At 64.1% G+C, this 22,265-nt stretch carries 19 protein-coding genes and 1 tRNA gene; 9 read left to right on the top strand and 11 right to left on the bottom strand.

Annotation, left to right across the window (positions count from 1 at the left end):
- Positions 1-10 precede the first annotated feature (10 nt).
- Positions 11-3,697 carry an NACHT domain-containing protein gene (locus BAY60_RS16390; RefSeq protein WP_146771024.1) on the top strand — a complete coding sequence of 1,229 codons (3,687 nt, stop codon included), beginning with the start codon at positions 11-13 and terminating at the stop codon, positions 3,695-3,697.
- The gene (locus tag BAY60_RS36775; protein ID WP_146771023.1) at positions 3,694-4,836 is read left to right on the top strand and encodes a hypothetical protein; all 1,143 of its coding nucleotides are present in this window, start codon (positions 3,694-3,696) and stop codon (positions 4,834-4,836) included. The genes BAY60_RS16390 and BAY60_RS36775 overlap by 4 nt, the downstream gene beginning before the upstream one ends.
- 223 nt (positions 4,837-5,059) lie before the next feature.
- Here the strand turns inward: BAY60_RS36775 and BAY60_RS16375 are convergent, their stop codons facing one another.
- A complete protein-coding gene (locus tag BAY60_RS16375; protein WP_112281779.1) occupies positions 5,060-6,214 on the bottom strand; it encodes an NsdA family TPR-like regulatory protein in 1,155 nt (384 codons plus the stop codon).
- Positions 6,215-6,921: 707 nt separating this feature from the next.
- Between BAY60_RS16375 and BAY60_RS36770 the strand changes: the two genes are divergently transcribed.
- The 3 genes from BAY60_RS36770 to BAY60_RS37910 are packed head-to-tail and all read left to right on the top strand — an operon-like array spanning position 6,922 to position 7,834.
- A complete protein-coding gene (locus BAY60_RS36770; RefSeq protein ID WP_146771022.1) occupies positions 6,922-7,158 on the top strand; it encodes a hypothetical protein in 237 nt (78 codons plus the stop codon).
- Positions 7,155-7,571: a hypothetical protein gene (locus BAY60_RS16365; RefSeq protein WP_146771021.1), complete on the top strand. Its 417-nt coding sequence runs from the start codon at positions 7,155-7,157 to the stop codon at positions 7,569-7,571. The genes BAY60_RS36770 and BAY60_RS16365 overlap by 4 nt, the downstream gene beginning before the upstream one ends.
- Positions 7,568-7,834 carry a winged helix-turn-helix domain-containing protein gene (locus BAY60_RS37910; protein ID WP_112281777.1) on the top strand — a complete coding sequence of 89 codons (267 nt, stop codon included), beginning with the start codon at positions 7,568-7,570 and terminating at the stop codon, positions 7,832-7,834. The genes BAY60_RS16365 and BAY60_RS37910 overlap by 4 nt, the downstream gene beginning before the upstream one ends.
- Before the next feature lie 205 nt (positions 7,835-8,039).
- Here the strand turns inward: BAY60_RS37910 and BAY60_RS16355 are convergent, their stop codons facing one another.
- Genes BAY60_RS16355 through BAY60_RS16335 form a run of 5 tightly spaced genes read right to left on the bottom strand, consistent with a single transcriptional unit; the run spans position 8,040 to position 11,959 of the window.
- Entirely contained in the window at positions 8,040-10,214 is a 2,175-nt protein-coding gene (locus BAY60_RS16355; RefSeq protein WP_112281776.1) for a cell division protein FtsK, read from the bottom strand.
- Entirely contained in the window at positions 10,211-11,008 is a 798-nt protein-coding gene (locus BAY60_RS16350; RefSeq protein ID WP_112281775.1) for a hypothetical protein, read from the bottom strand. Before BAY60_RS16350 ends, BAY60_RS16355 begins: the two co-directional genes overlap by 4 nt.
- Positions 11,005-11,334: a hypothetical protein gene (locus tag BAY60_RS16345; protein ID WP_112267873.1), complete on the bottom strand. Its 330-nt coding sequence runs from the start codon at positions 11,332-11,334 to the stop codon at positions 11,005-11,007. The genes BAY60_RS16350 and BAY60_RS16345 overlap by 4 nt, the downstream gene beginning before the upstream one ends.
- Positions 11,331-11,681 carry a WhiB family transcriptional regulator gene (locus tag BAY60_RS16340; RefSeq protein WP_112281774.1) on the bottom strand — a complete coding sequence of 117 codons (351 nt, stop codon included), beginning with the start codon at positions 11,679-11,681 and terminating at the stop codon, positions 11,331-11,333. Before BAY60_RS16340 ends, BAY60_RS16345 begins: the two co-directional genes overlap by 4 nt.
- The gene (locus BAY60_RS16335; protein ID WP_112281773.1) at positions 11,678-11,959 is read right to left on the bottom strand and encodes a helix-turn-helix domain-containing protein; all 282 of its coding nucleotides are present in this window, start codon (positions 11,957-11,959) and stop codon (positions 11,678-11,680) included. The genes BAY60_RS16340 and BAY60_RS16335 overlap by 4 nt, the downstream gene beginning before the upstream one ends.
- 147 nt (positions 11,960-12,106) lie before the next feature.
- Between BAY60_RS16335 and BAY60_RS16330 the strand changes: the two genes are divergently transcribed.
- Together BAY60_RS16330 and BAY60_RS16325 are read left to right on the top strand one after the other, a co-directional pair.
- Positions 12,107-12,496, top strand: coding sequence for an XRE family transcriptional regulator (locus tag BAY60_RS16330; protein WP_112281772.1), 390 nt, complete (start codon positions 12,107-12,109; stop codon positions 12,494-12,496).
- A 144-nt stretch (positions 12,497-12,640) separates the two neighbouring features.
- The gene (locus BAY60_RS16325) at positions 12,641-13,777 is read left to right on the top strand and encodes an NsdA family TPR-like regulatory protein (RefSeq protein WP_112281771.1); all 1,137 of its coding nucleotides are present in this window, start codon (positions 12,641-12,643) and stop codon (positions 13,775-13,777) included.
- Here the strand turns inward: BAY60_RS16325 and BAY60_RS16320 are convergent.
- The gene (locus BAY60_RS16320; protein ID WP_112282420.1) at positions 13,763-14,311 is read right to left on the bottom strand and encodes an NUDIX domain-containing protein; all 549 of its coding nucleotides are present in this window, start codon (positions 14,309-14,311) and stop codon (positions 13,763-13,765) included. The two genes, BAY60_RS16325 and BAY60_RS16320, sit on opposite strands and share 15 nt — an antisense overlap.
- A 1,302-nt stretch (positions 14,312-15,613) precedes the next feature.
- Here BAY60_RS16320 and BAY60_RS36765 point away from each other — a divergent pair.
- Positions 15,614-17,182, top strand: coding sequence for a hypothetical protein (locus BAY60_RS36765; RefSeq protein ID WP_146771020.1), 1,569 nt, complete (start codon positions 15,614-15,616; stop codon positions 17,180-17,182).
- A gap of 110 nt (positions 17,183-17,292) precedes the next feature.
- Positions 17,293-18,120, top strand: a complete 828-nt coding sequence (locus tag BAY60_RS36760) for a hypothetical protein (protein WP_146771019.1) — start codon at positions 17,293-17,295, stop codon at positions 18,118-18,120.
- 39 nt (positions 18,121-18,159) lie between these two features.
- Here BAY60_RS36760 and BAY60_RS16310 read toward each other — a convergent pair whose 3' ends face one another.
- The 4 genes from BAY60_RS16310 to BAY60_RS16295 form a co-directional block, all read right to left on the bottom strand.
- On the bottom strand, positions 18,160-19,431 hold the full coding sequence (locus BAY60_RS16310) for a site-specific integrase (protein ID WP_112281769.1): 1,272 nt from the start codon (positions 19,429-19,431) through the stop codon (positions 18,160-18,162).
- Positions 19,432-19,545: 114 nt separating this feature from the next.
- Positions 19,546-19,619 (bottom strand) — tRNA-Ile (locus tag BAY60_RS16305).
- Between the two features lie 174 nt (positions 19,620-19,793).
- Positions 19,794-21,134 (bottom strand): MFS transporter, encoded by a 1,341-nt coding sequence (locus BAY60_RS16300; protein ID WP_112281768.1) that lies wholly within the window; start codon positions 21,132-21,134, stop codon positions 19,794-19,796.
- 18 nt (positions 21,135-21,152) lie between these two features.
- Positions 21,153-22,163 (bottom strand): MBL fold metallo-hydrolase, encoded by a 1,011-nt coding sequence (locus BAY60_RS16295; RefSeq protein ID WP_112281767.1) that lies wholly within the window; start codon positions 22,161-22,163, stop codon positions 21,153-21,155.
- Positions 22,164-22,265: the final 102 nt, after the last annotated feature.

Raw genomic sequence — 22,265 nt, 5'->3', positions numbered from 1 at the left:
TGAGTGCGCTGTGACGTCAGCCGCGTCTGCCGGTGGCGCAGCCGGTGCGTCAGGAGTCGGCTTCCAGAACCGGGTGTTTGCGTGGGCGGCGAGTTACCTTGTCGCCGAGGAGCCGCTCCAGATCCCGTTGGCTCCTGGCATTGTGGCTCAGGTCGGTGCGCAGAACGGTTTCGAGGTTGATGACGTCGCAGTTCTGACCGACGTCGGGAATGGCGTGTTCGTCCAGGCGAAGGTCGGCTTGGGGCTGGGCACAGCCAAGGACTCCCCGCTCGCGAAGGCATTCGAGCAGGCGGTGCTCCAGTACCTCGATGGCACTGTCCCCGAAGTGGGCTCACGCGGGCGGCCACTTGATCCTACCCGCGACGTTATTGTGTTGTGCACGGATTACTCCGCTTCCGCCACTGTTCGAAACGACCTGGCTCATGCACTCAAGCGCGTTGCCTCTCAACCGGCCGGAACAGCTTTCGGGAAAGAACTAACTGCGAAGCAGGATGCCGCGCTGACGGTCGCGCTCGACCACACCCGCCGCCTGTGGGCGGCTGCACGCGGCACCGAACCGTCAGACGAAGACCTGCGCACCTTCTTCAAGAGCCTCCGAGTCCTCACACTCGACCTGGAAGATGGTCGAAAGGACCAGCAGTCCGCCGTCAGCACACTTCAACGTGGGCTCACGGACCTCTCTCAGGGGTCGGTGGCTTGGACGGTTCTCGTCGCTGAGGGGCAGGCTTCTTCAACGGCTCGAGAGTGGCGGGACCGTGCAGCACTCGTCCGTGCGTTGTCCCACCACGGTGTCGGCACGACATTGCCCGCGAGGTACGCCTCAGATATCGAGGTTGTTCGCCAACGGTCCGCAGCGAATCTCCAAGCGTTGCAGGCAGAAGCTCGACTGCCCGTCGCCGGGGGTCTGTATATCTCCCGTTCTGTGGCACAAAAACTTCGTGAAACAGCCGGTCGAGAACACATACTCGTTGTCGGTGATGCCGGGTCCGGGAAGTCGGCGGTCGTTCAGGAACTTGCATCCGCACGCCTGGACGCCGAGGAGGTCATCGTCCTTCGCGCTGCTGATGTCGCGGGCACGAACCGTCTCGGCACGAACGCACCGCTGCAGGAAGTCCTCCGGGCATGGGCCGGCCCACCTGGGCTCGTTGTGATTGACGGGGTGGACGCGCTGCGTGGCTCCGAGGACCGTGAAACGCTGAGTACCATTGTCTTGGCTTTGGCGGGTACGCGGTGGCAGGTGGTCGCGACTGCTCGTTCTTTCGACACTCGCAACAGCCAGCCTTTGCAGCGAACGTTCGCTGGCCAGCCGTTGTCGACAGACGCCAGTATGGTCGACTCGCGACTCGCCGGTGTGCGCCACCTGCTGGTGGGTGACCTGAGCGACGAAGACCTGGACCGGGCGATTATTGCACCGATGCCACTCGCATCGGTGCTCGCACAGGCTTCCTCTGATCTGCGAAAGCTGCTGCGAAACCCGTTCAATCTGCGGTTGACGGCCGAACTTACCAGTAAGCTCACGGGTGTCCAGCATGCCCAGCTTCTCCAGGTGCGGAGCCGGGTCGAATTGCTGGGCCGCTACTGGGACTGGCGAATCCGCAACGCCGACAAGCCTGCGCGTGAGGCGCTTTTGAAGCGCCTGGCGTCCAGCATGCTTGAGGGGCGTCGTTTGCAGGTCGTCGAAGAGGAACCGACCGTTCTCGGAACCGACAGCGCGGCACTCGAAAGTCTTCTCAGCCAAGGGGTACTCAGCGCCTTGGACGGACCGATACCAGGTGTCGGGCGAGTCTTGGCGTTCTCCCACAACATCCTATTCGACTACGCCACCGCCATTTACGTTCTCTATCACCCGCTTGACCCGAAGGGCCTGGTGAAACGGCTCGACGCCGACCCGACCTTGCCACTGGTTGCTCGACCGAGCTTCGACCTTCTCGTGGACATGCTGTGGCAGGCCCGTGCAAGCGATGGGTTCTGGCCGACCGCGCTGTCTGTCGCCGGCAGCGAACATGTCCTTGCATCCCTTGCGGTCGCATCGCGCGTCGTGAACCTTGCACACGAGCCCGATGACCTGCTCGAGCTCGCTACAAGCAGCGAGGAGGCGACTGTCTCTGGTGACCTTTCCCCCCGAGAACGTTTGACCAGCCAGGCTATTGGCGCCTTCCGTGCACGCGCAGTCCTTCCCGACCCTTCGAACGCCGTGCTCCCGCTCGCGGTACTCGCGAACCGTCTCGCCGACAGTGCCGTGACATCGTACAAGGTTGCGGCACTGGCAACTGACCTAGTTCGTGCACTGCAGAGCCGCGCACCTGTGGCCGACAACCCGACCGCTGCGGGTACCGCCGAACGTGCCGCGACCATCGCTGCGCTACTCGACGCCGCTCGCTCAGACGCAGCTAGAATGGAAAACCTCGCCGGCGCCCTCGTCGGGCAGCTTGAACACGTCATCGGCGTCAGCGCCGAGGTCCGCGGTGCTGTCGAGCGGCTCCTTGACGACGATGCTGCGCTCGCCCAGTGGGGCGGGACCGTTTTGACATGGCTCCCAGACGCTATCCTCCCTGTGCTGGCGCAAGACCCACACCTCGCCCGGAGGCTTGCGGCTGCCTCGATGACTTTCGAGGAGACCCGGGACGAAGACGTTGCCTTCGGAGGCAGCGCCATCATGCCCCTTCGTGAATCTCGGAAGCAGCAAGCGCAACACGCTGCGTATCAGCTCGGTGTAATCTATCCGCAGATCTGCGCCAACGACATCATCACTGCTGCCGAAATCATTTGCGACGTATTCGGAGGCGCTGACTCGGCGAACGAGACCGATATGTGGCCGATGGTGGCCGACGGCACGACGGGTTGGCTCGAACATGGCTATGGCTTTGGTTTCAGCCCTTACAGGAACGACGACGAACAGAAGATGCTGGCGTCCCTGGCCGAGGCCCTTCCGGAGCAGCAGGAAAGCGCAGCACAAACGGCCGTGGGCCTACTGGTAAGCAAGGTGCACGATGGCTGGGTGTGGGCTGCCTTGATGCATGAACCAAAACATCCCGCCAGGCTGTGCCGCGTTCTTCTCCCAGCCTTCGAGTCCGGCACCCTGCTAGCACATCCCGACACGTTCTCCCAGGCTGCGAACTTGTTGAAAGCCCTTGCTCAGGAAGGAACCATCCTCCATCAGCAACTCGAGGCCGCCGTCCGGAATGCAATCAACCTAGTCGACCAGAACGGCCGAAGCGAGCACATCAAAGATGTGCTTGTTGGATGCCTGGACGCTGACACGATCTCGGATGATGCGATCTCTGCGCACCGTGAACGCCTGGGCAACGTACCCCCTGACATTCCCCCGCCGCCGTTGGTGATCGCTGAGACACGACCGTGGTCACCAATTGACCATATGCTCGAGCAAGGCGTTACCTTAAGCCCGGAGATAGAGGAGGCCGCCCGAAAGCTGAACAAGTTGCTGAACGAAACGCGCGATGACAAGTCAGTAGAGTCGCAGGCCATCGCCCGACTGTCTGACGCATTCGTGGATACCAGCGACGTATTCGCGTCAGCAGACACAATTCCCGTTCAACTTCACTACTTACTGGTGGATGTGGCCAGCAGGCTCGCACGCGCGGAGGCCACCAGCCCCGGCAGTTCTCACGCCCCGCTCGTCCTGAGCGTGCTTACCGAAGCAGCTGCCAGTCCCGATGCTGGGAGGTTTCTCTCGTGACGGCATGGAGTCCCGGAAGGCGCGACAAAGCTATCGAAGGTTTGGTGAGTCTCGCATGCCGAGAGGTCTGGCGCTCGTCGGAGCATGGCGAATTAATCGTCAGCCGGATCAAGGCCGCTATCGCAGACGAGAACCCCGTGGTTCGGATGACCGCTACTCGCGCATTCCGCGCCGTCTTCGCTGGCGACAGCGCGCCGAGTCGCATCCGCATTCTCGGCAAACTCCTCAGAAGCGAGCCGAACTCCAACGTGAGAAACGTTCTTCTGCGCATCCTCGGTTCGGAGGCTCACGGGTCGCCACAGGAGGTCGACGAGGTACTGCGCGAACTCGCCAACGAACCCAACAGAGCCACAGACGAAGCCGAGGGCGAAGCGAATGAGGACGAGGGCGTTGACCCCACCGTCGATATCCTGATGTTCTTGGCTATGAACCACCACACGCCCTTCGCGACCGACTCGGTGCGTAGGTGGGTCACCACTGCACCTCAATCAGGAGAGGCGCTACGCGCAATCCACGTAGTCCGCAACTACCTAGCGCCGACAGCTGACCCCACCGTGCAAGACCGCGCGTTCGACATGGTGGCGACGGCTGCTTGCACATCTCTCGCACGCTGGAATCGCAACCCAGATGAACATGTTCCCAACGCCGACCTGCCGAGAACCAACCTGAATGAGCTCCAGCACGCACTCAAGGTCATGGAGAGCAGCGCAAGCCAAATCTACTTTGCCAGCGGCGCATTCGACGGCAAGCGCAGCGACTTTGTCCCGGCTCCCGACGCAAGCCACGAACGGTTTGCAGTCCTGGCATTGCCTGTCCTCCTCACCTGTGCGCGAACGAAAGTGGCGCCCATCGTCCACCACGTGGTGGAGACACTCGTCTTCCTAGCTCCACTGAATGAACGGCGGGCGCTTCTCGCTATCGCAGAGGCGATCGCAGCCGACGGTGTCTACGCATATGACCCGCTCTCGAGCAATGTGGTCATCCCGTATCTGAAGCGCCGTCTCGCCGAGCATCGACAACTCGTGCTATTAGATGAAGGTGGCGTCGCCGCTTTTCGGAAGATTCTGGCAGCGTTCGCGTCTGCCGGCAACGAATCTGCTCTCGAGCTTGCATTCACCTTCGCTGATGTCTTCCGGTAGGCTGACGCCGCAGCACCGCTAGGCAGTGATCAAATTGCAAAAAGGAAAGCCCGTCACATGGCAGCAGTGACGCGGACACCATTGACTCATTCGGTAGCCCCTGAATGTCCGGGACTTCTCGGTCGGCCTGACAGGATCTTACGTGCGACGCGTTGCCCCAGACACGCGGTCCCCGAGTCGCTCGCAGCCGATGGAGACGCGTTCAGCCATATGAGCTGCAGATTCAAGTAAGCCGCGATAGGCGCCTCTGTTGACGTGCCGAGCCGATTTCTACCGCGAGCGCTCGCGCGTGTTCAGCATGATGGTGTGCCTGTTCGGGCTCACCGTACGCAATGAACGCTGACGCGAGATCGATCCTCAGGCTGGTCTCAGCGCGGGCAAACGTGGGGTCCAAACGATCCAGGGCTGAGGTCAGCACCTCGATCGCTTCGAGTTCACCGACGCGGGCGAGCGCGTGGCCGCGCCAGCGAGCCAAGTGCACGGCGTCCAGCGCGACGTACGGACGGTCTGCGTCTGCGCTGCTCGCCGGTAGCAGCGCAGCCGACGAGTCGAACGCGCGTAGGCTCTGCGTCCTCCGACCGTCCGCAGCGAGCGCCTCCCCGTACGCTGCGGCGAGCCAGGCCTGAAGGATTCGCGGTGTGCTCGCCCGCGCCTGCTCCCGAGCTGAACAGAGCAGCTCTACGGCCTGCGCGGTCTCGCCGAGATCGATCAGCACGAACGCTTGCTCAGCAGCCGCGTGGACCTCGAACAGCTCGTTTCCAGACTCGTGCGCCGCGGTCCGAGCGTTCTCGTAGAACCGCCAGGCTGTCGATACCTGTCCGGCATCGAGCGCTTGCCAACCGGCAAGGGTGCAGACCTCCGACAGAAGCGCTGCCAGTTGTTCGCGTTGCGCGGGCATGAGACTGTGCCGCAACAGCCGGGCGACTTGGCTAGCCTTCATGGTCGTCTCCCCGTGGGCTACGACCGCCCCGAGCTGCCGGTCCAGTCGCCGGATGCCTCTGAGCTGCTCGTACAGGAGATTGATCACTTGCCCATCTACACGAGCGGCGGTCCGCAGACCTGCGCGCAGCTCAAGCTCGCCGTCGTCCGGGGTGGCGTGGCTCGTCGGTGGTGACAGCAGCTCGCTCACAGGCATACCGAAGATGCGCTCCAGCAGCCGGGCGGTCGCTGGCCTGAGATTTCCGAGGGGCCTGCCGTTCGGACCTCGCCCCGCCACGAGACGCTCCAGGTGGCGGAGGCTGAGCGTGCCCGGCTCGCCGTGCTGCCGGGCGAACCGCTCGGCGTAGTCCGCGAACTCCTGGAGCGTCTGCCTTCGCACCTCGCGTATCTCGTGCTCAAGGACGGTGCGTGCCTGCCGCCCGTTGTCGCTGGTCCCCATAAGTCGGCCTCGTGTCGGGTCCATGTCGTGTTCTCGTCGTACCGCTGATCGCAAGCTGGTTTCAGTCTTACATACGACGTTGTCACTGGTAATGGCGATTACTCAGCTTGGGGAGATTGGCTGTGAAACACGGGAGGTGGCTCGATGTGGTCTGGCATCGCTGCGAGCGAGATGGTCTGGAGCATGCCGTGACCGATCACGAGTTCGCGCGCGGTCCGCGGAAGCACCAGGGACTCTATGCCGCCGTGTGCGGTCACACGGTCCGTCCTGGCTCGATGCTGCTACCGCCCGCGCGGCCGTGCTCACGCTGCCTCGCCCGCGTCGACGTACTCAGACCAGTCCCAGTGAGTGAGAACCGCCCTGGCAAGCACCGTGCCCTCAAGGCTCCGGCCGTTCCGTCGAACCTCGACGCTTCCCCCGAGCGGAACGGCCGGAGTCGACGCCTCGCGGCACCTCACCGTTGGGGCAAGGCTTCATGAGCACGCCCATTTTCCTAGCTCGCTCGCTGCCGGGCATCGTGGGCGAGACGCGACGAATGTGCCACGTCTTCCCGGTACCGGACGCTGAGCAACCGCCGCCCATGTTGACCGCCCTTTGTGGCGCGACGTTCGGCCGAGACCAGCTCGAACTACTCGACGGCCCGCGAGGTATGCCATGCGAGCTATGCCTACGCGCGGTGTCCGGACCGGCTCAACTTGGTGGCACCGATGACCGAGCCTGACGACCTCGATGCACCCATCGCCAGGATTGAACGGCAGTTGGACGACCTGAGCCGGGCCGTAGATTCGCTGGCCGATCTGCTGATCTCGCTGCGTAACAGCCTGGTCGAATGCGACAGGAAACCTGCTGCTCAGCCGCCACGCAGGACCGTCGTGACGGATGGGACTGATGGTGGCGTCACAGCGATCGCCGACGGTGTTTCCCCTGGATTGGAGGAACGGTGATGTACCGGTCGTTTGATGCCGGCGGGCATTACGCGGCGTTGGACTCGGCTCAGTGGCTGACGATCAAGGCTGCGCTGGAGGGCGACGAGGCGCAGCGGGACGCGGCTCTGGACGTGCTCGGCGGGTTGGTGACCGATGAGTGGCTGGACCCGGAACCGGAGCCGGACATGGTGGGTCGTCACCCGAAGCAGATTCGTGCAATGCGTGCGGCGCGTCAGGCACACGAGGACCGGTGGGTGCGGGAGCGGTGCGAGCTTGGTATCAGCATTCTCCAGCTTCAGCGTGACCAGGACCGGCCCTATGACCCGCAGCAGCTCAATTCGGCCGGGCGGAACCTGCTCATGATCGCTACCGAGTTCCTGCACCTTGCTCGGGACCGGGAGGAAGATCGTGAAGTGGAGGTCGATCCGTGACCCCTGACGCTCACACATCGCGGCCACGCCGGGCGCCCAGCTCTCAGGTCGACCCGGAGAAACCAGAGTACGTCTGGCAGCAAGTGCTTGACCACCTCGTGGAACGAATCGAGGCGGGGCAATTCGGGTGTCGCCTACCCAACCGCGAGGTGCTCGCCTCCGAGTACGGGGTATCACCGCACAGCGTGGCCCGCGCCATCCGGGCGCTTGTCGAGCGCGGTCTCGTGGTCACGTTGCGGGGCAAGGGAACATACCTGACGTAAACGTATTCCGTGACGTGTGACGGGCTTCCCAGGCCCCTGCCGATGACCGGCGCGCCCAGCGCTCGGGGCCTCGTGAACGACGGGTATGCCTGCCCGCGTCACACCCGTCACGACGGTTATCCACGCAGGTCAGAGAGCCACTGAACCCGTCACGCCGGGTGTGACGGCGTGACGGGTCTGTGGGCGAGGTGTGACGGGTGAAGGTTCAGCTTCCGTCAGCCCGCTCCGTGCCAACAGCACGCTCGTCGCGATACGCCGCGATGGCTGCGCGCAGATCGGCCGTGTGGTAGCCGCGCACCTGCCGCACGGTGCCGTCCTCGCCTGCGACGCGGCCACGGTCCGAACGACAGCCCAGCTCGTTCATCTGCCGCCCGAACGCGTTCGGCTCGACGTCCAGCGCGTCGACAAGCTCGGCAGTCGGCACGAACTCACGCCCCTGGCCGTGCTCGCCGAGGTAGTCGACCACCGCCGACAGCGGGTCCGGCAGCGCGGCCTGTGCCGAATCGTGCGCAGGTGTCGCACTGATCGCCTTGGCGGCCGCCGCCGAGTCGAGCAATAGCTCCGCATCTTGTCCCGCAGCGTGCCCGGTCAGCGTCCCGGCGGCCTCGCGCAGGCCACGGCCACGACGGCAGATCTCCTGCCAGTCCTCCCCCGGCATGTAGTAGGTGCGCACCGTCATTGCGAGTACATCCGAACCGGCTTCCGTCTCGCCGTCCGGCCGCAGGATGCCGACGCCCTTGTGTGATGGGAGCAGGCGACTACTGTCGTAACCTCGGGTGTTCATCTGCTCTCCCAACACGATATTGCTGTCCCGCCAATCCATGACCCGCAACGCGAACCGTGAGCCGAGCACGGCGCGCAGTCCGGACGGGATGGTCTTCGAGTCCGGGCGTTGGGTAGCCAGCACGAGCACGATCCCCGCCGCGGGCGCCTTCTTCGCCAGCCACGTCAACAGATCGCCGATGTACTCCCCTGCGGTGAGCTTCTTTCCTTGTACCTCGACGGGCGTCCGGTCCTCCAGCGGCACTTGCACCTCATCGATGAAGATCGCCGTCACGGGCATGTTGAGCGACATGTCCCGCGAGATAGCGGGCGTGATCTTCGATTCCGGGCAGATCTCGTCATCGAGTTCGCGCATCCTCCGGTACCTGCTCTGCACCTCGGAGACCAGCTCGACGAGCCAGTCTTTCAAGGCGAGCACGTGCTCGGTGTCGTCGCCGGAGAGGAAACGGTGTGCGACCTGCTCGGCTGCTATCCAGTCCTTTCCGGCCTTGAAGTCCGCGACGTACAACCGGGTGTGCGGGTCGAGGATCAGCCCAGCTGCCGCGAGGCGTGTTGCGAACGTCTTGCCCTGCCTCGGAATCGCGCCAACCAGCAACGAAGTCCACACCAATGGCAAGTCGATCCGCCGATCGCGCGCGTCTCGCCCGAACGGCACCGGTCGCCACGCGTCCCACTGCCGAACTCCGAGTAGAGGCGTCCGCAACGGTGGTGTCGCATACGGGTCCTCGTCAGCAACCCACATCGCCACTCGGCCCGCGTGACCACCGTTGCCGCGAACCCGCTCGACGATGAGCTGGATTTCATCCACTGCCAGCGCTGACGCCAAGGCCTCCCGATTCTTGACAACGTCAGCTGCCTTCCGGGTCGCCGGAAGGTCCACAGTGACCGCCCAGCCGTCGCCGACGCGAGTCGCGCGCTCGACCAGCCGGAGCGTCTCATCCTTGCCGACGAGCTTCGCGTCGCGGAACGCGTCTACGAGCACCTGCGGGTCCATCGTCCACGTCAACGTTCGCGGTCCCGCGAGTGACGGCTTTCTGCCGGGACTTCCGTCCTTGCGCCTCCCGAGCACGGCCAGTGCCACGGATGCCACGGCTCCGGCTATCCACAAGGGACGCTCCCCGTAAAGAACGCGGACGAGGACGCCCACCAGGGCGAGAGCCGCGAGCACTGCGGCCGTCACCTTCCACCGGAACAACGTCAGCTCGCGGATGTCACCGAACTTGTCGGCCAACTTCTGCGACTCCTCGGCTGCCTCACGGTAATCGCGCACGGCGACCCACCGCCTCCACAGCCGGGCACCGGTGACGACCCCGCGCACGACGGCCCCGAGGAAACGCCACGGCGAGCGCAGCAGCACCACCGTCCAATCCTTCGCGGCCTGTTTCGCCTGAGCCTGCGTCTTGAGGCTCCGAGGCACTCGGGGCGAAGACTGCCACCAGCGCTTGATCCGGCGGCGCCACGGTATCCGCACGGCGGCGAACGGCTGGTCTTCGACCAACTCGCCGTCGAGCACCGGGTCCACCTCGGCGAGACCTCGTGAACGGTCCCTGGCAACCGCGGAGCCGTGGCCGTTCACAAATCCCGGACGCCCGTTCATGTGCGGTCACCTCCGGAAGCGACCTCAGCACCGAGCACCTCGGCGAGGCGCGACGACAGGCCCCGCGAACACCCGGTCACCTCACGGACCCACGCAGGCGAGATCACAACGTCGGACGACCACGCCTGACGTGCCTCGTCCAAGTAGTCGTGGAACAGTTTGCGTCGGGCGGGGGTGGGCTGTTTGTGTGTCGACTGGGCCGGCCGTTCACGGCCGCGCGATGCCGCTTCCATGAACGCGGCGTGCACGGTCTCGGTGAGCTTGTCTCGTAGGTCCGTCACGGCCTCGGCCGCCACGAACACCAGCAACGGCGGGACCGAGTGCAGCAGGATTCCGGACAACGAGCCAGCCACGTACGACTCCCAGGTGTTCATCACGTACGTGGCCGCCAGCGTGAACCACTTCGCTCGTCGCACCCATGGTCCGGTCGCGACCTGATAGCGCGCGGTCACCTGTTCGGCTCGCAGGATTGCCAGCAGCACGAGCGACACTGTCGGGTCGAGCAACCACGCCGCGAGCCACGGCAGCGACCACGCCACCGCGCTCCCTGCCGCGAACGCTTGGACATTGGCCATGGTGAACGCCAAGCCGAGCACGATCCCAGCCCAGCAGAGGCGGTCAACTTGCGTCCGGATGCGCTCGACACGAAGCGCCACAACGTCGGGCGCGGTCTGATGCCAACGCAGCTCCGCTGCCTCGGCGGCCTCCCGGGCAAGCTGCTCCGCGCTGCGGGCCGGGCCGGGTGGCCGCCCGGAGGCGGCCACCCGTTCCCTGTTCTGTCGTTGCGGACTCATCGACGGTCACCCCGCCGCTTCGTCGTGTCCATCGACGTGACCGTCAGCGTCCTGGTGAGGACGTACGCAGCGAGAAGGTCGGGCAGCGCGAGCACCACGATCAGCAGCGTGGTGTTTCCCGGGTTCGCGATGACCAGCCACTGGACACCGACGAACGCTGCGGCCATGAACACAACGCGTCCGGCGAGCGAGACCACACGTGCACTTGCCCGCGCCACCTCGGCGGCCTTGCGCGCCCGCCGGGTGCCCATACGCCAGACCAGCACGAGCGCGAACAGCGCTCCGGCAGCGGCTAAGACCTGCTCGGGAGTGAGGTCGATCGTCATTCCGGCTCATCTCCCCTTGCGCGCCGGTTGACGTGCCGCCACTTCCACACACGGTGCACCTCGCGGCGGTCGTCCTCGGCAAGCGCGCCCCAGATCCCGACCGTGTGGGCTCCGGCAGCACGCAACTCCAGTTCCAAGCACTCCCGGATCACCGAGCAGCCCGCGCACGCGGCGGCCGCGAGCGCACGGTCCGGGTCCACTTCGCCGGAGAGGTCGGGCATGGTGTCCCGGTCGAAGGCCCAGAAGCACAGGCCGTCCCGTGTCACCACCTCGCAGAGCACGTCATCGGGCACGGGCGCGAGGTAGTCGATCCCCTCGGCGATCTCGTCGTAGTCGTCGCGGTTCATCGCGCATCACCGCCTGCAAGCCGGGCGATGTCCCGGGCGACACGGCGCTCGGCGAGCATCCTCGCCGGATCGACGCACTGTCCCGACTCGGCTGCCTCGGTGATCAGCCGGTCCAACGCCGCGGCCGGAATGACATAGCGGTAGCGGATACGGACCGCGGGGAAGGCCGCTTCCCTGATGGCCCTGTAGAGGGTGGACGGGTCGACGCGGAGCACCCGCGCCGCCTCTCGGACGGTGTAGAAGACCGGCGCACCGGAATTTGGCATGGGGGTATCCATGAATGAATTCCTTCGTAGAATTTCAGCGTGAATTTGAGCTGATTTCAGCTTGAATAGAGACATAATGTGGCCCGTTCGCGCGAGCCGAGCCCGCGGAATGGCAACGAAGCGCTAATCTCGGCGCGGAGGCGGACCACGGAGGAATTGGTGACCGAGGATTGGGCTGCGGTCGCGCGCGCGATCAACGAGCGCATGAACGAGCTCGGACTGCGTCAGCGGGAGCTCGCCGAGCGCTCGCATGTCTCGCAGGCGATCGTGCGCGAACTCCAACACCGCACCGTCGAGCGCCGTCGTAGCGCTCGCACGCTCGAGGCGCTGTCGCTTGCCCTGGAATGGCATCCCGATCACCTGGCGGCCGTGCTGGCAGGGCGAAAACCCTTGAGGCCGGGCGAAACCGGCAACACGACGATGGATGAGGTGCTCGCGCGCCTGACCGCGATCGAGGGCCGACTGGAAGAGATCACGAGGCGGCTCGACACCATGGCGGAGCGCGTCGCACCCGTCGTCAACCCGGCCGCGCAACGCCGTCCGCGGTAGCTGTGGCGTTCCTTTGAGGTCTTTGTTCATGACCCCAGGAAACGGCAGAAGAAGCCTTTTTCGCAGGTGGCGGAAGTTAACCGACGAACCATTAACCGCAATTAACTCCGCAGGTCAGAGCGGTTATCGTGGCGGCGATATCTGATGCCCTCAGCGACGAAGTTGCAGAAGGTCCGGAAGGACGAACTCGGTTACAAGGCCGCTGAAGTCATCAATCTTCTGGTGCGCCGGGCAGACGCTCTCGGCATTACCGTGATGGACGCGAGCAGCCTCAAGACGAAGCTCTCGCGCTGGGAGAACGGCCATGATCAGGTCAACGAGCCGTACCGGCGGCTGTTCAGGGACGTATACGGGCGTACCAACAGCGAACTCGGCTTCCCTGAGGAGGACGAAGACGACGAGGTCAGCGAACTGCGCTCACGGCTCGCGCTCGCGCGCAGCGTCGACGCAGGCGCTGTCGAGGCCTTCCGCCAGCAGGTGGACAGCGCGCGTCGCTCGGACCGCCAGTTCGGTGGGATCGTCCTACTCGACCAGCTACGACACCTGATCGAGCAGCTCGAAGGCCTGCTGAGCCACAGCACAGCGCGCGGGCAGCGAGAGGCCTTGGCGAGCGTGCTCGTCGAGGCGTCAACGCTCGCGGGCTGGGTGGCTCTCGACCGGAACGCAATCGGCCAGGCGTGGGGGCACTACGAGCGCGCCAAGGCGGCCGCCCGGGAGGCTGGCTCGGCGACGATGCTCGCTCACGCGCTCGCGGAGCAGGCGTTCGTGCTGATCGACATCGATGAGACGCAGCACGCGGCCGAGCAACTCGAACACGCGCGCTCACTCGCCGAGCGCGAGGCGTCGCCGCTGTTGCGAGCCTGGTTGGCCGCCGCCAGCGGCGAGGGTTTCGCGGCGACCGGACAGCAAGCGGACGCACTGCGAGCCTTCGACACCGCCGACGCGCTGTTGCCAGCCGACCCGCGAGACCCAAGGCTGCCGTTCCTGTTCTTGGGTGACTCGCACCTCGACCGCTGGCGAGGCAACGCGCTCGCCAAACTCGGCGAACCGGACGCCGTGGAACAGCTTACGAACGCGCTCCCCCGTCTGCCTGCGGCCTTCGTCCGCGCCCGAGTCGGCATGCTGGTCGACCTCGCCTACGCCCACGCGGCTGCAGGCGACCGCGACGAAGCCCAGCGCTACGCACGGCAGGCCCGGCAACTCGGCAAGCAGATCCGCTCCGACCGCCACCTACGGCGACTCAGCGGCTTGGTCCTGCCGACCGGGTCACGCCGTCCGTGAGTTCAGGTAGTAGAGCAACGCGACGAGGGTGCCGGAGCCGAGAAGTTCCTGCCGCTGGGCGAGTTCGTTCACCCTCGACAACGGCACCCACTCGACACGCCCGACTTCTTCCGTGTCAGTCGGCTCACCGATGCGCTCAGCGCCCCGCCACAGGTAGATGTCCATCGGGGCCGTGACCTGACCGGGCAGGGGCTCGAAGCTCACGAGGTGCTCGCCGTCCCCGGTAGGCTGCCATCCGCTTTCCTCTGCGGCCTCCCGTGCGGCCGTCGCCGCCGAGTCCTCGCCATCGTCCACCAGCCCGCCGAGCAGCTCATACCCCCACTGCTGAGTTGCGAACCGATACCGCCACAGCATCAGCGCCTCGTCACGCTCGTTGACGATCAGCGCGATCGCGATGCGCGCGAGGTGCACGACGTGGTACTCCCAACGCCGCCCGTTCGGGGCCTGGACGTCGGTCAAGCCAAGCTTGACCCAACGGTTGTCATAGATCAGCCGCTCACCGAAGGTCTGCCATGCACCACGTTCATCAGCCACGGCCACAGGCTACGCGGTCGTGCAAGCCAACTCTGATCACGGATCGCCTCCACACGGCACCACAGCCTCGACGTACGTGATGAACGCCTACCCGCGTTGGGACCGCGAAGCGGGCGGAGGCCAATCTCCCGACCTCGAATGAACTGAAGGTCCGTCGTCATACACTCACCATCGCTGCTTCAAGATTGCGCGTCGAAAGGTCTAACCGTGGGGTTGCCAACTAGCATGTTCCGCTGGCGGACTCGGGCTCTGTCCACGCCGAGGTACTGGCGCACACGGACGCGCCTGGTACGCGTAAGGGCAAGGACAGCGTTCGTCTTCGCGCAGTCTGCTGCGTACTTAAGCGAATCACGATCAATGGCGTGGCTGTTTGTAAAATCGATTGGACGCGTCGCCGTTGCCGTTGCCGTTGCCGTTATTCTTGTCGCTGCCACTCAAAGATTCGGAACATATCTGACAGATGCAGTCGCCCACTGGACATGGCCGCCCACATGGCTATCCGGAATAGCCTCGTGGCTGGGCCAGGAACCGCCGCCAGGCTTGAACTACCAAGCAATTGTGACAGCCGCTCTTGCCGTCACAGGAACGCTTGCCGGTGTATACTTTGCCACCGTTGCATTCGTAGTCTCAACAACGTATAAGGACGCCACATCGAGGGTACGTGATCTCGTCACACGATTGCCGGGCGGCAAACTATATGCATACGTGTACGTGCAGGCAGTCCTATTCGGACTTGTGATCCTGGCGTTGCCCTTGGCTGAAAGCCAGCCTAACCGGTTGTCACTATGTGTTGTGACAATCCTAGGTGCCTTCGTGCTGTTGTCGTTCGGCCGATTACGAACTCAACTTTACGGCCTGCTCGAGCCAGTTGGACTACTACCCATGGTGCAACGAGATCTCACCCGATGGACCACTCAGGCTTCGCGGTTGACTGGACGCGATCCGACCGGATTACGCACTCGTCTATGTCGAGCGCGAACTACCCAGTCTCTTCTCGTCCTGCGCGATCTCTGTCATTTGATTCGCGAACGTGAACGGACAGTAGCCAATGTTACCGCTGAATACGCCGGAACGGATCCAAGAACGCAGACAGCAGCACGATTCACATTAGCCATCTGGCTGCAATATGCTAAGCGGAAAGGGACGCTGATCGAACTTCCTGGCTGGTGTTCTCAAAGGATTAGGCACAAAGATTGGCTCCTTACAGATCACCACGAGGTCGGGATCGCGTTAGCGACAGCCACCACGCTGCAAGCAACGACAGTCGCCGATGCGCTGTGGGTTGAGCGTCATCTCGCCCAGGTGCTCAGCGAGCTAATCGGCGGGCGCGAGTTGCCTCAGCTCGCGTCAATTCTTGGCGAGATTGACGACCCAACCCGGTGGCTGATGTCGCGAGGCTTCTTCGGCGAGTCCCGGCTCTGGTTTGAGACGGTCGTTGCCCCGGCTAGGGTCGCGACGACGCAGCAGTCCGCCAACACGAATGCAGATGAGGCGTCAGAAACGAACTCCGGTGAGGATAGCGTCGTCAGTACGACGGCGTCTGATGGCCACCTATACAATTTGGTAGACTTCGTCGCTCTTGCCTATACACAAGCGGTGTTAGGTCTATACGACTACACGCACGCACTTACCGTGGACTTCCCGAATTGGATAGTTACCCAGGCATACGATCACAACGTTCGTAACCTTGGCCCTGTTCCGGCCGAACTGCTTCGAAATCTCCGCGATGGGCTTCGCTTCGAGGAGACTGTGGAAGGACATCGAGTCACCTCCGTAGCGAATATCAACCAGTTACTTGCCCGCGCTATCGCCACCGAGTCCATCGACGAGGCGGTGTCACTGATGGACACGTTTGAACGCGAGTTCTGGCCGTGGGCTCGGGATGTAAGCAGCGGCAGAACGTTAGCCGCTGGCGCAGCATTGAGTCGGCTCGACGAGGCCCTACACAAATGGGCCTCGCCTTTGTCCTCGCTGTCAACACTCTTCGAACAATGTGAGGCCGTACATAGAGACGTTGACGACCAATGGCCGAACCTCAGCCTGGACAGACTCACAGCGAGAAGGGCTGCGTTGCAGGAAAAGCTCCGAGCCCCCATCGCGAGAGTCGCGACACGCGTTGAGACAGATATGGATCGCGACCGACCTGACGTGTTTGGCTGGGCGTTTTACCGAGCCCACCAAGACCTCCTCGAAGATGTTCTCGAGGACCAGGTACCTATCAGAGCGAGCCTCGAGCCGTGCTTGCGTGGGCTGGTCATCGCAACTGAACGTGCGAGAGCGCGGCTACTCTCAACGGTACAACGACTTCACCAGCACGTCCTTGGTTCGCTGTGGTCTGAGCCGGTATTAATGCTGTTGCAACTTTCTGGTGCGGCTCTTGTGGCCGGGCTTGCTCGCCAGCGATCCGACTTACTCGACGTTTTCGAGAGAGTTTGGCGTGAACTACTAGACAAGGACCCACAGAAGATACTGGACGCAGCTATCTCGGCATTATACATGGACCACGCTCTTTTCGGTCTCTCAGCCGGAAAGATCAACCGCTCGAATCGGCATCAACAGGTGATGGAATCACTCAATCAGTTTGGAATATCCTACGATGATATCGCATACGGCAATCTAGAGGAGTCCCATCCTAATTTGGACACGAAGCTCGCAACCATGTTCAAGTGGATCGGCCACTGTGAATTCGAAGACGTGTTCGTGGCAGCCTGGCTGGTTCCAGAAGGACGAGATAGAGGAGCCGTGTTACGTAGCGATATCCTAACTCCTCGCTTGAGCGAGATGATAGATGAATTCTCCAAGATAATCGAAGGAGAAGCCAACACACAGGACGGGCCCGGAGTCCAAGAAGACGAGGCAGACAACTGCTAATGAATACTCCATTGCGGGCTCGTGCATCGACTCATCACCGAGCTCTGCTCATTGCGCCTGAGACATCCGCTTTGCATAAGTCTAACACAAATCGGAATCTGTACTTATTCATGCTGGAGGAAGACTTGCACCACCAGCATTACGCATACAAAGCGGGCATTGGATATGAGGGCATAGAACATACTCGTGGCGACGACATCATTAGCAGTCTCCTGCATGAACTCGACTATCACCGTGGCCGCGACGGTTTCCGCCTGTTCACCCAACTGGTATCCACCGTGGCATGCGACCATTTGACGCATGGCAAATGCATTTTTGAGCTATTCAGCGAAGACGAAGGGGGAGACTCCACACCACGCCTCGGAATTCTTCCTGGCTGGTCCTTAAGGAAACACTGGAGGAAAACGCTTCAAGTTGGGTCCAATTCAGGCAAGCTTACATGGCAGGAAATTCCCGAATCCGCCCTGGTTGAGTTTCACATACCCGACAGGCTAGAAAAAGCACTGCGTCGCACAAAAGAACGCCTGCAAGTCATCGACAAATACCGACCCGGAGATTTCAATATGTTGACGTCTACGAGTTCCACAGGGTACGAGTTCAGCGCCCATAAGAGGACGTTGGACGAAATATCCGCACAAGCGACCAAGGAAATCGGATGGGACGGAAGGGGGCTCTTTTTAAGTCGTGCAACAGATAGCTATCGAACTTACCGGCGGCTTCGATTCCTACACACTTGGTTAACTATCGTTTCCGCGACAACATCGACCCTAAACAGAATTTTCGCCAATCCCACCGTGAATGGTGGAACGCCATTCACGGTACACACGACCGGATTGCCGACGATCGAACAGGTAGAACACGATATGGCCGCGGTAACAGCCGGCACCAAGCCATTGGGAGACATATTTAATAGGACGCTGCAACCAAGGTATCGATAGCAAAAGATAGGTTCACGATTTGAATGTAACGCCCGTCAATCAGCCTGACGAGCGGCGTTTAGGCATACGCGAACCGAGAACTTCGGCAGCCTTTCGATCGGCCGCCGCTACCCACGCGGCGTAGACCCGTAGTGTTGTCGCTCCACCGCCACCATGACCGAGACGACCGGCAACGGTACGGAGGTCTATGCCAGCCGTTAGCAGCTCGGTTGCTGAGTAGTGCCGCAGCGCGTGAAGGTGTGTCTTGATGCCGAGTCTGGTCGCCATTTTCTTGTAGCGGTTCGACACAGCATCCGGCGGATACGGCTTGTCGAGGTCGCCACGCATGCCGACGAAGACGTACGAGTCCTCGCTCCAGTCCGCGCCCAGCTCCGCGTACGTCTCCTGGCAGCGTTTCTTGTGCTCGCGCAGCAGCACGGTCGTCTCCGTGTCGAGCGCGATGCGGCGCATCTGGTGGGTCTTCGTGTCCTTCTCGCGGCCTACGCCACGCAGCGTCGTGTAGCTGCTGCGCACCTCAACAATGCCCTCGTCCAGGTCGACGCGCGACCACCGCAGGGCGCAGACCTCTCCGCGGCGCATTCCGGTCGTCATCACGAGCCACACCAGCGTGCCCCACGCCTCGTCCAGCTCGAACGCCTTCTCGACCAGCTTCGCCGCCTGCGCTGGTGAGGGCGGATCGGGCTGCGGAGGTACCTGACGTGGCCGCTGCGCGACCTTCGCCGGGTTCGAGCTGATCCAGTCCCAGCGGGTCGCAGCGCCCAGTACACCGCTGATGATCGAGTGAACCTGCCGCACTGACGACTGTGCCATTGGCTTGCACTCGTGCGGCCTGCACTTCGCCTTCTCGCAGTCGTGCTCGCCTTCGGCCTTGTGGTCGATGAACGGCATGCCGTCGCAGCGCACGCGGCAGCGGCGCAGTTCGCCGTAGAGCGTTTCGAGGTTGCGCGCGCTGAGCTTGCTCACTGGAACATCGCCAAGTGCGGGCCGGATCGTGCGGTCGATGTAGCCGACGTAGCCGTGTCTTGTCGTCGGCTCGATGTCCGCCGTCCGTAGCCACTCATCGATGGCATACGAGAACGTCACGGCCGTGCTCGGCGAGCGCTGCTTGTCTACCTGTGCTTGTAGCTTCGTCATCACCTTGTCGGCGCGCCGATACGCGGCCTTGTCGGTGCCCTTGACGGTCTCCGACAGGTAGATCTCCTTGCCGGTCACCGGGTCGACGCCCGAGTACACGCGCACCTGCAACGAGCCGCCACGTCGGCGGATGTTGCCCCGCCCGCGACGGTCGCCGCCCTCTGCTGCCCTGGTCATACAAACAGCGTCCGGTCTGCACGGCAGGCCCGTCAACGCGCAGCCCATGGACACAACCATGGACAAGTGATCTTGAAGGAGAGTTTCGCGAACGATTCTGCCTGGTCAGAAGGGTGGGCCGGGCGGGGCTCGAACCCGCGGCCAAGGGATTATGAGTCCCCTGCTCTGACCAACTGAGCTACCGGCCCCAAACCGTGGGATCTGCCGTCCCCGGACCGGCCCGACCGCAGCCTGGCGGCTGGCATCGAGCCTGGTGAGTCGACACTATAGCCGGTCGCATGGGCCGTCGAGGCACCGGTGGACCGGCGTTGCGGCCGGTCCACCACTCCGGCTCCCGCTAGGGGCCAACACACGGGAGCCGGTCAGCGCACCGCGCGGGTGGCCGGAGTGCCCGCGGGGTCGCCCGCGAGGTCGACGTGCCTGGTCTCGCGGATGAGCCACACCGCCACGGCCGTCGCGACGCTGGCGCCCATGAGGAACAGCGCCACGTAGGTGGTCTCGCCCCCGCCTGCGGCGAGCAGGCTGGCGGCGATGAGCGGGGCGAAACCGCCGCCGATCATGGACGACAGCTGGTAGCCGAGCGAGGCACCCGTGTAGCGGTTCTCGGTGCCGAAGCTCTCCGCCATCACCGCGGGCCACGGCGCGTACGTCAGCGGCTGGAGCACGCTGCGGCCCAGCACGAGCGCCACCATCAGCCACACCCCGGAACCCGAGTCGATCATCCAGAACAGCGGGAAGGCCATGGCGATGGTGGCCAGCGCCCCGGCGAGCATGGTGGGCCTGCGGCCGACCCGGTCGCTCACCGCGGCGACGGCAGGCAGCGCGAACAGCTGCAATGCCGAGCCCACCGCCAGGCCGAGCAGCACGAACGACTCGGCGTGCCCGGCCCGCACCGCGTAGGTGATGAGGAAGGTGCTCCACAGCGCCTGGATGACGAGCGGGCCGAGCCCGATGCCGGTGGTGAGGACGAGGTTGCGGGGCCGGCGCAGGATCTCCACCAGCGGGATCCGGCGCCGGGCCGGCTTGTCCGCGCTCTGCCGCATCGCCTGCGCGAACACCGGGCTCTCCGCCACCCGCAGCCGCACGAACATGCCGACGCCGAGCAGCACGATGCTGAAGAGGAACGGCACTCGCCAGCCCCACGCGAGGAAGTCGTCCTCGGGCAGCGCCACCACGACCATCACCACCACGGTGGACAGCAGCGAGCCCAGCGGTGCGCCCATGACGGTGAAGCTGCTCCAGAAACCCCGCCTGCGGGTCCCGGAATGCTCGGCCGTCATCAGCACCGCACCGCCCCACTCGCCGCCGATCGCGATCCCCTGCACGGTTCGCAGCACCGTCAGCAGGATCGGCGCCCACACGCCGATCGTCGCGTAGGTCGGCAGGAGTCCGATGAGGAAGCTGGCCGTGCCCATCATCGTCATGGTGAGCAGCAGCATCGACTTCCTCCCCATCCGGTCACCGAAGTGTCCGAAGAGGATTCCGCCGAGCGGGCGGGCGAGGTAGCCAGCCGTGAACGTCCCGAAGGCGGCGATCGTGCCGACGATCGGGCTCAGGTCGGGGAAGAACAGCTTGTCGAAGACGAGCGCGGCGAGCGTGCCGTAGAGCAGGAAGTCGTAGAACTCGAGCGTGGTGCCGAGCAGGCCGGAGATCGCGACCTTGCGAACCTCCCGTGTGGATGATGCGGTTCCTGACTGCTGCATGGGAGCCTCCGCGGGGAGTCAGTGGGAAACCGGGATGCGGTCGAGGTCGGCACCGACGATCAGGGTGCCGCCGAAGTGCTCGGCGGCCTCGTGCCAGCGCGGCCGCTCGCTCACCCCGGGCACGAGGTGGTTCAGCACGAGCGTGCCGACACCCGCCTTGCGCGCGACGCGGCCGGCGTCGGGAATCGACGTGTGCGCGGTGGTGTGATGGGCGATCATGGCGCGAGCCACCGGGTCGGAGTCGTCCGGGTACTGCCGGTGCACCCACTGCTCGTCGATCGCCTCGTGCACGAGCACGTCCGCGCCGGTCGCGAGCGTCACCATGTTGTCGCACACCCCGGTGTCGCCGGAGAACACCACCGACCCGTGCGCGGTGTCGAACCGGAACGCGTACGCCGGCGTCATCGGCGCGTGCTGCACGAGAATGGCCGACACCCGCACCCGCTCGTCCTCGTGGACGACGAACGGCTCCATCGGCGGCGCGGGCGCCGAGTCGGCGTCGAACGCCACGCCGTGCGGCAGCGCGATGTCGTGCACGGCCAGCAGCCGATCCGGGTGGCTGCGCCCGTTGTCCCGGATCCGGTCGTTGGCGTCCGTGGCGAACGCCTGCCAGAGATGGCGCATCGTCGCGGCCAGGCCGGGCACCGGGTCGTCCGGGCCGACCAGGCCGGGCTCCGGCATCCCGGCGGCGACCGCGGCCGCCCTCCCCCGGGTGCCCGGCCCGTAGAGCCGCACCGGCTCGGCGATCCCCTCCAGCCCGTCGTACCAGCCGTACAGCAGCAGGTTCGCCAGATCGGCGACGTGATCGGAATGCAGGTGCGTCACGAATCCCGCCCGCAACGCGGCCAGGCCGAGCCCGGCGAACTTGAGCTGCCGCAGCGCGCCGTACCCGAAGTCCACCAGGTAGAGCGCGCCGTCGACCACCACCGCCGAGGCGATCCCCGCCCGGTCGGTGCGGACCCGCGGCCCGCCCGCCGTGCCGAGCAGCACCACCTCGGTACCGGCACCGGCCGTTTCCGTCGTCTGCATCCGCCGACCGCCCTTCCTCGTCGAAGCGTGTCTCGATTGCACCGCCCGGCTTGCCATACGACAAATACTTCTTACGCTGGGTCAGCCATCGAAACTGTTTAT

The sequence above is a fragment of the Prauserella muralis genome, assembly GCF_003202285.1.
Lineage (GTDB): Bacteria > Actinomycetota > Actinomycetes > Mycobacteriales > Pseudonocardiaceae > Prauserella_B > Prauserella_B muralis.
Note: the sequence above shows the minus strand (reverse complement) of the source record. Positions and strands in the feature narration are given on the sequence as shown.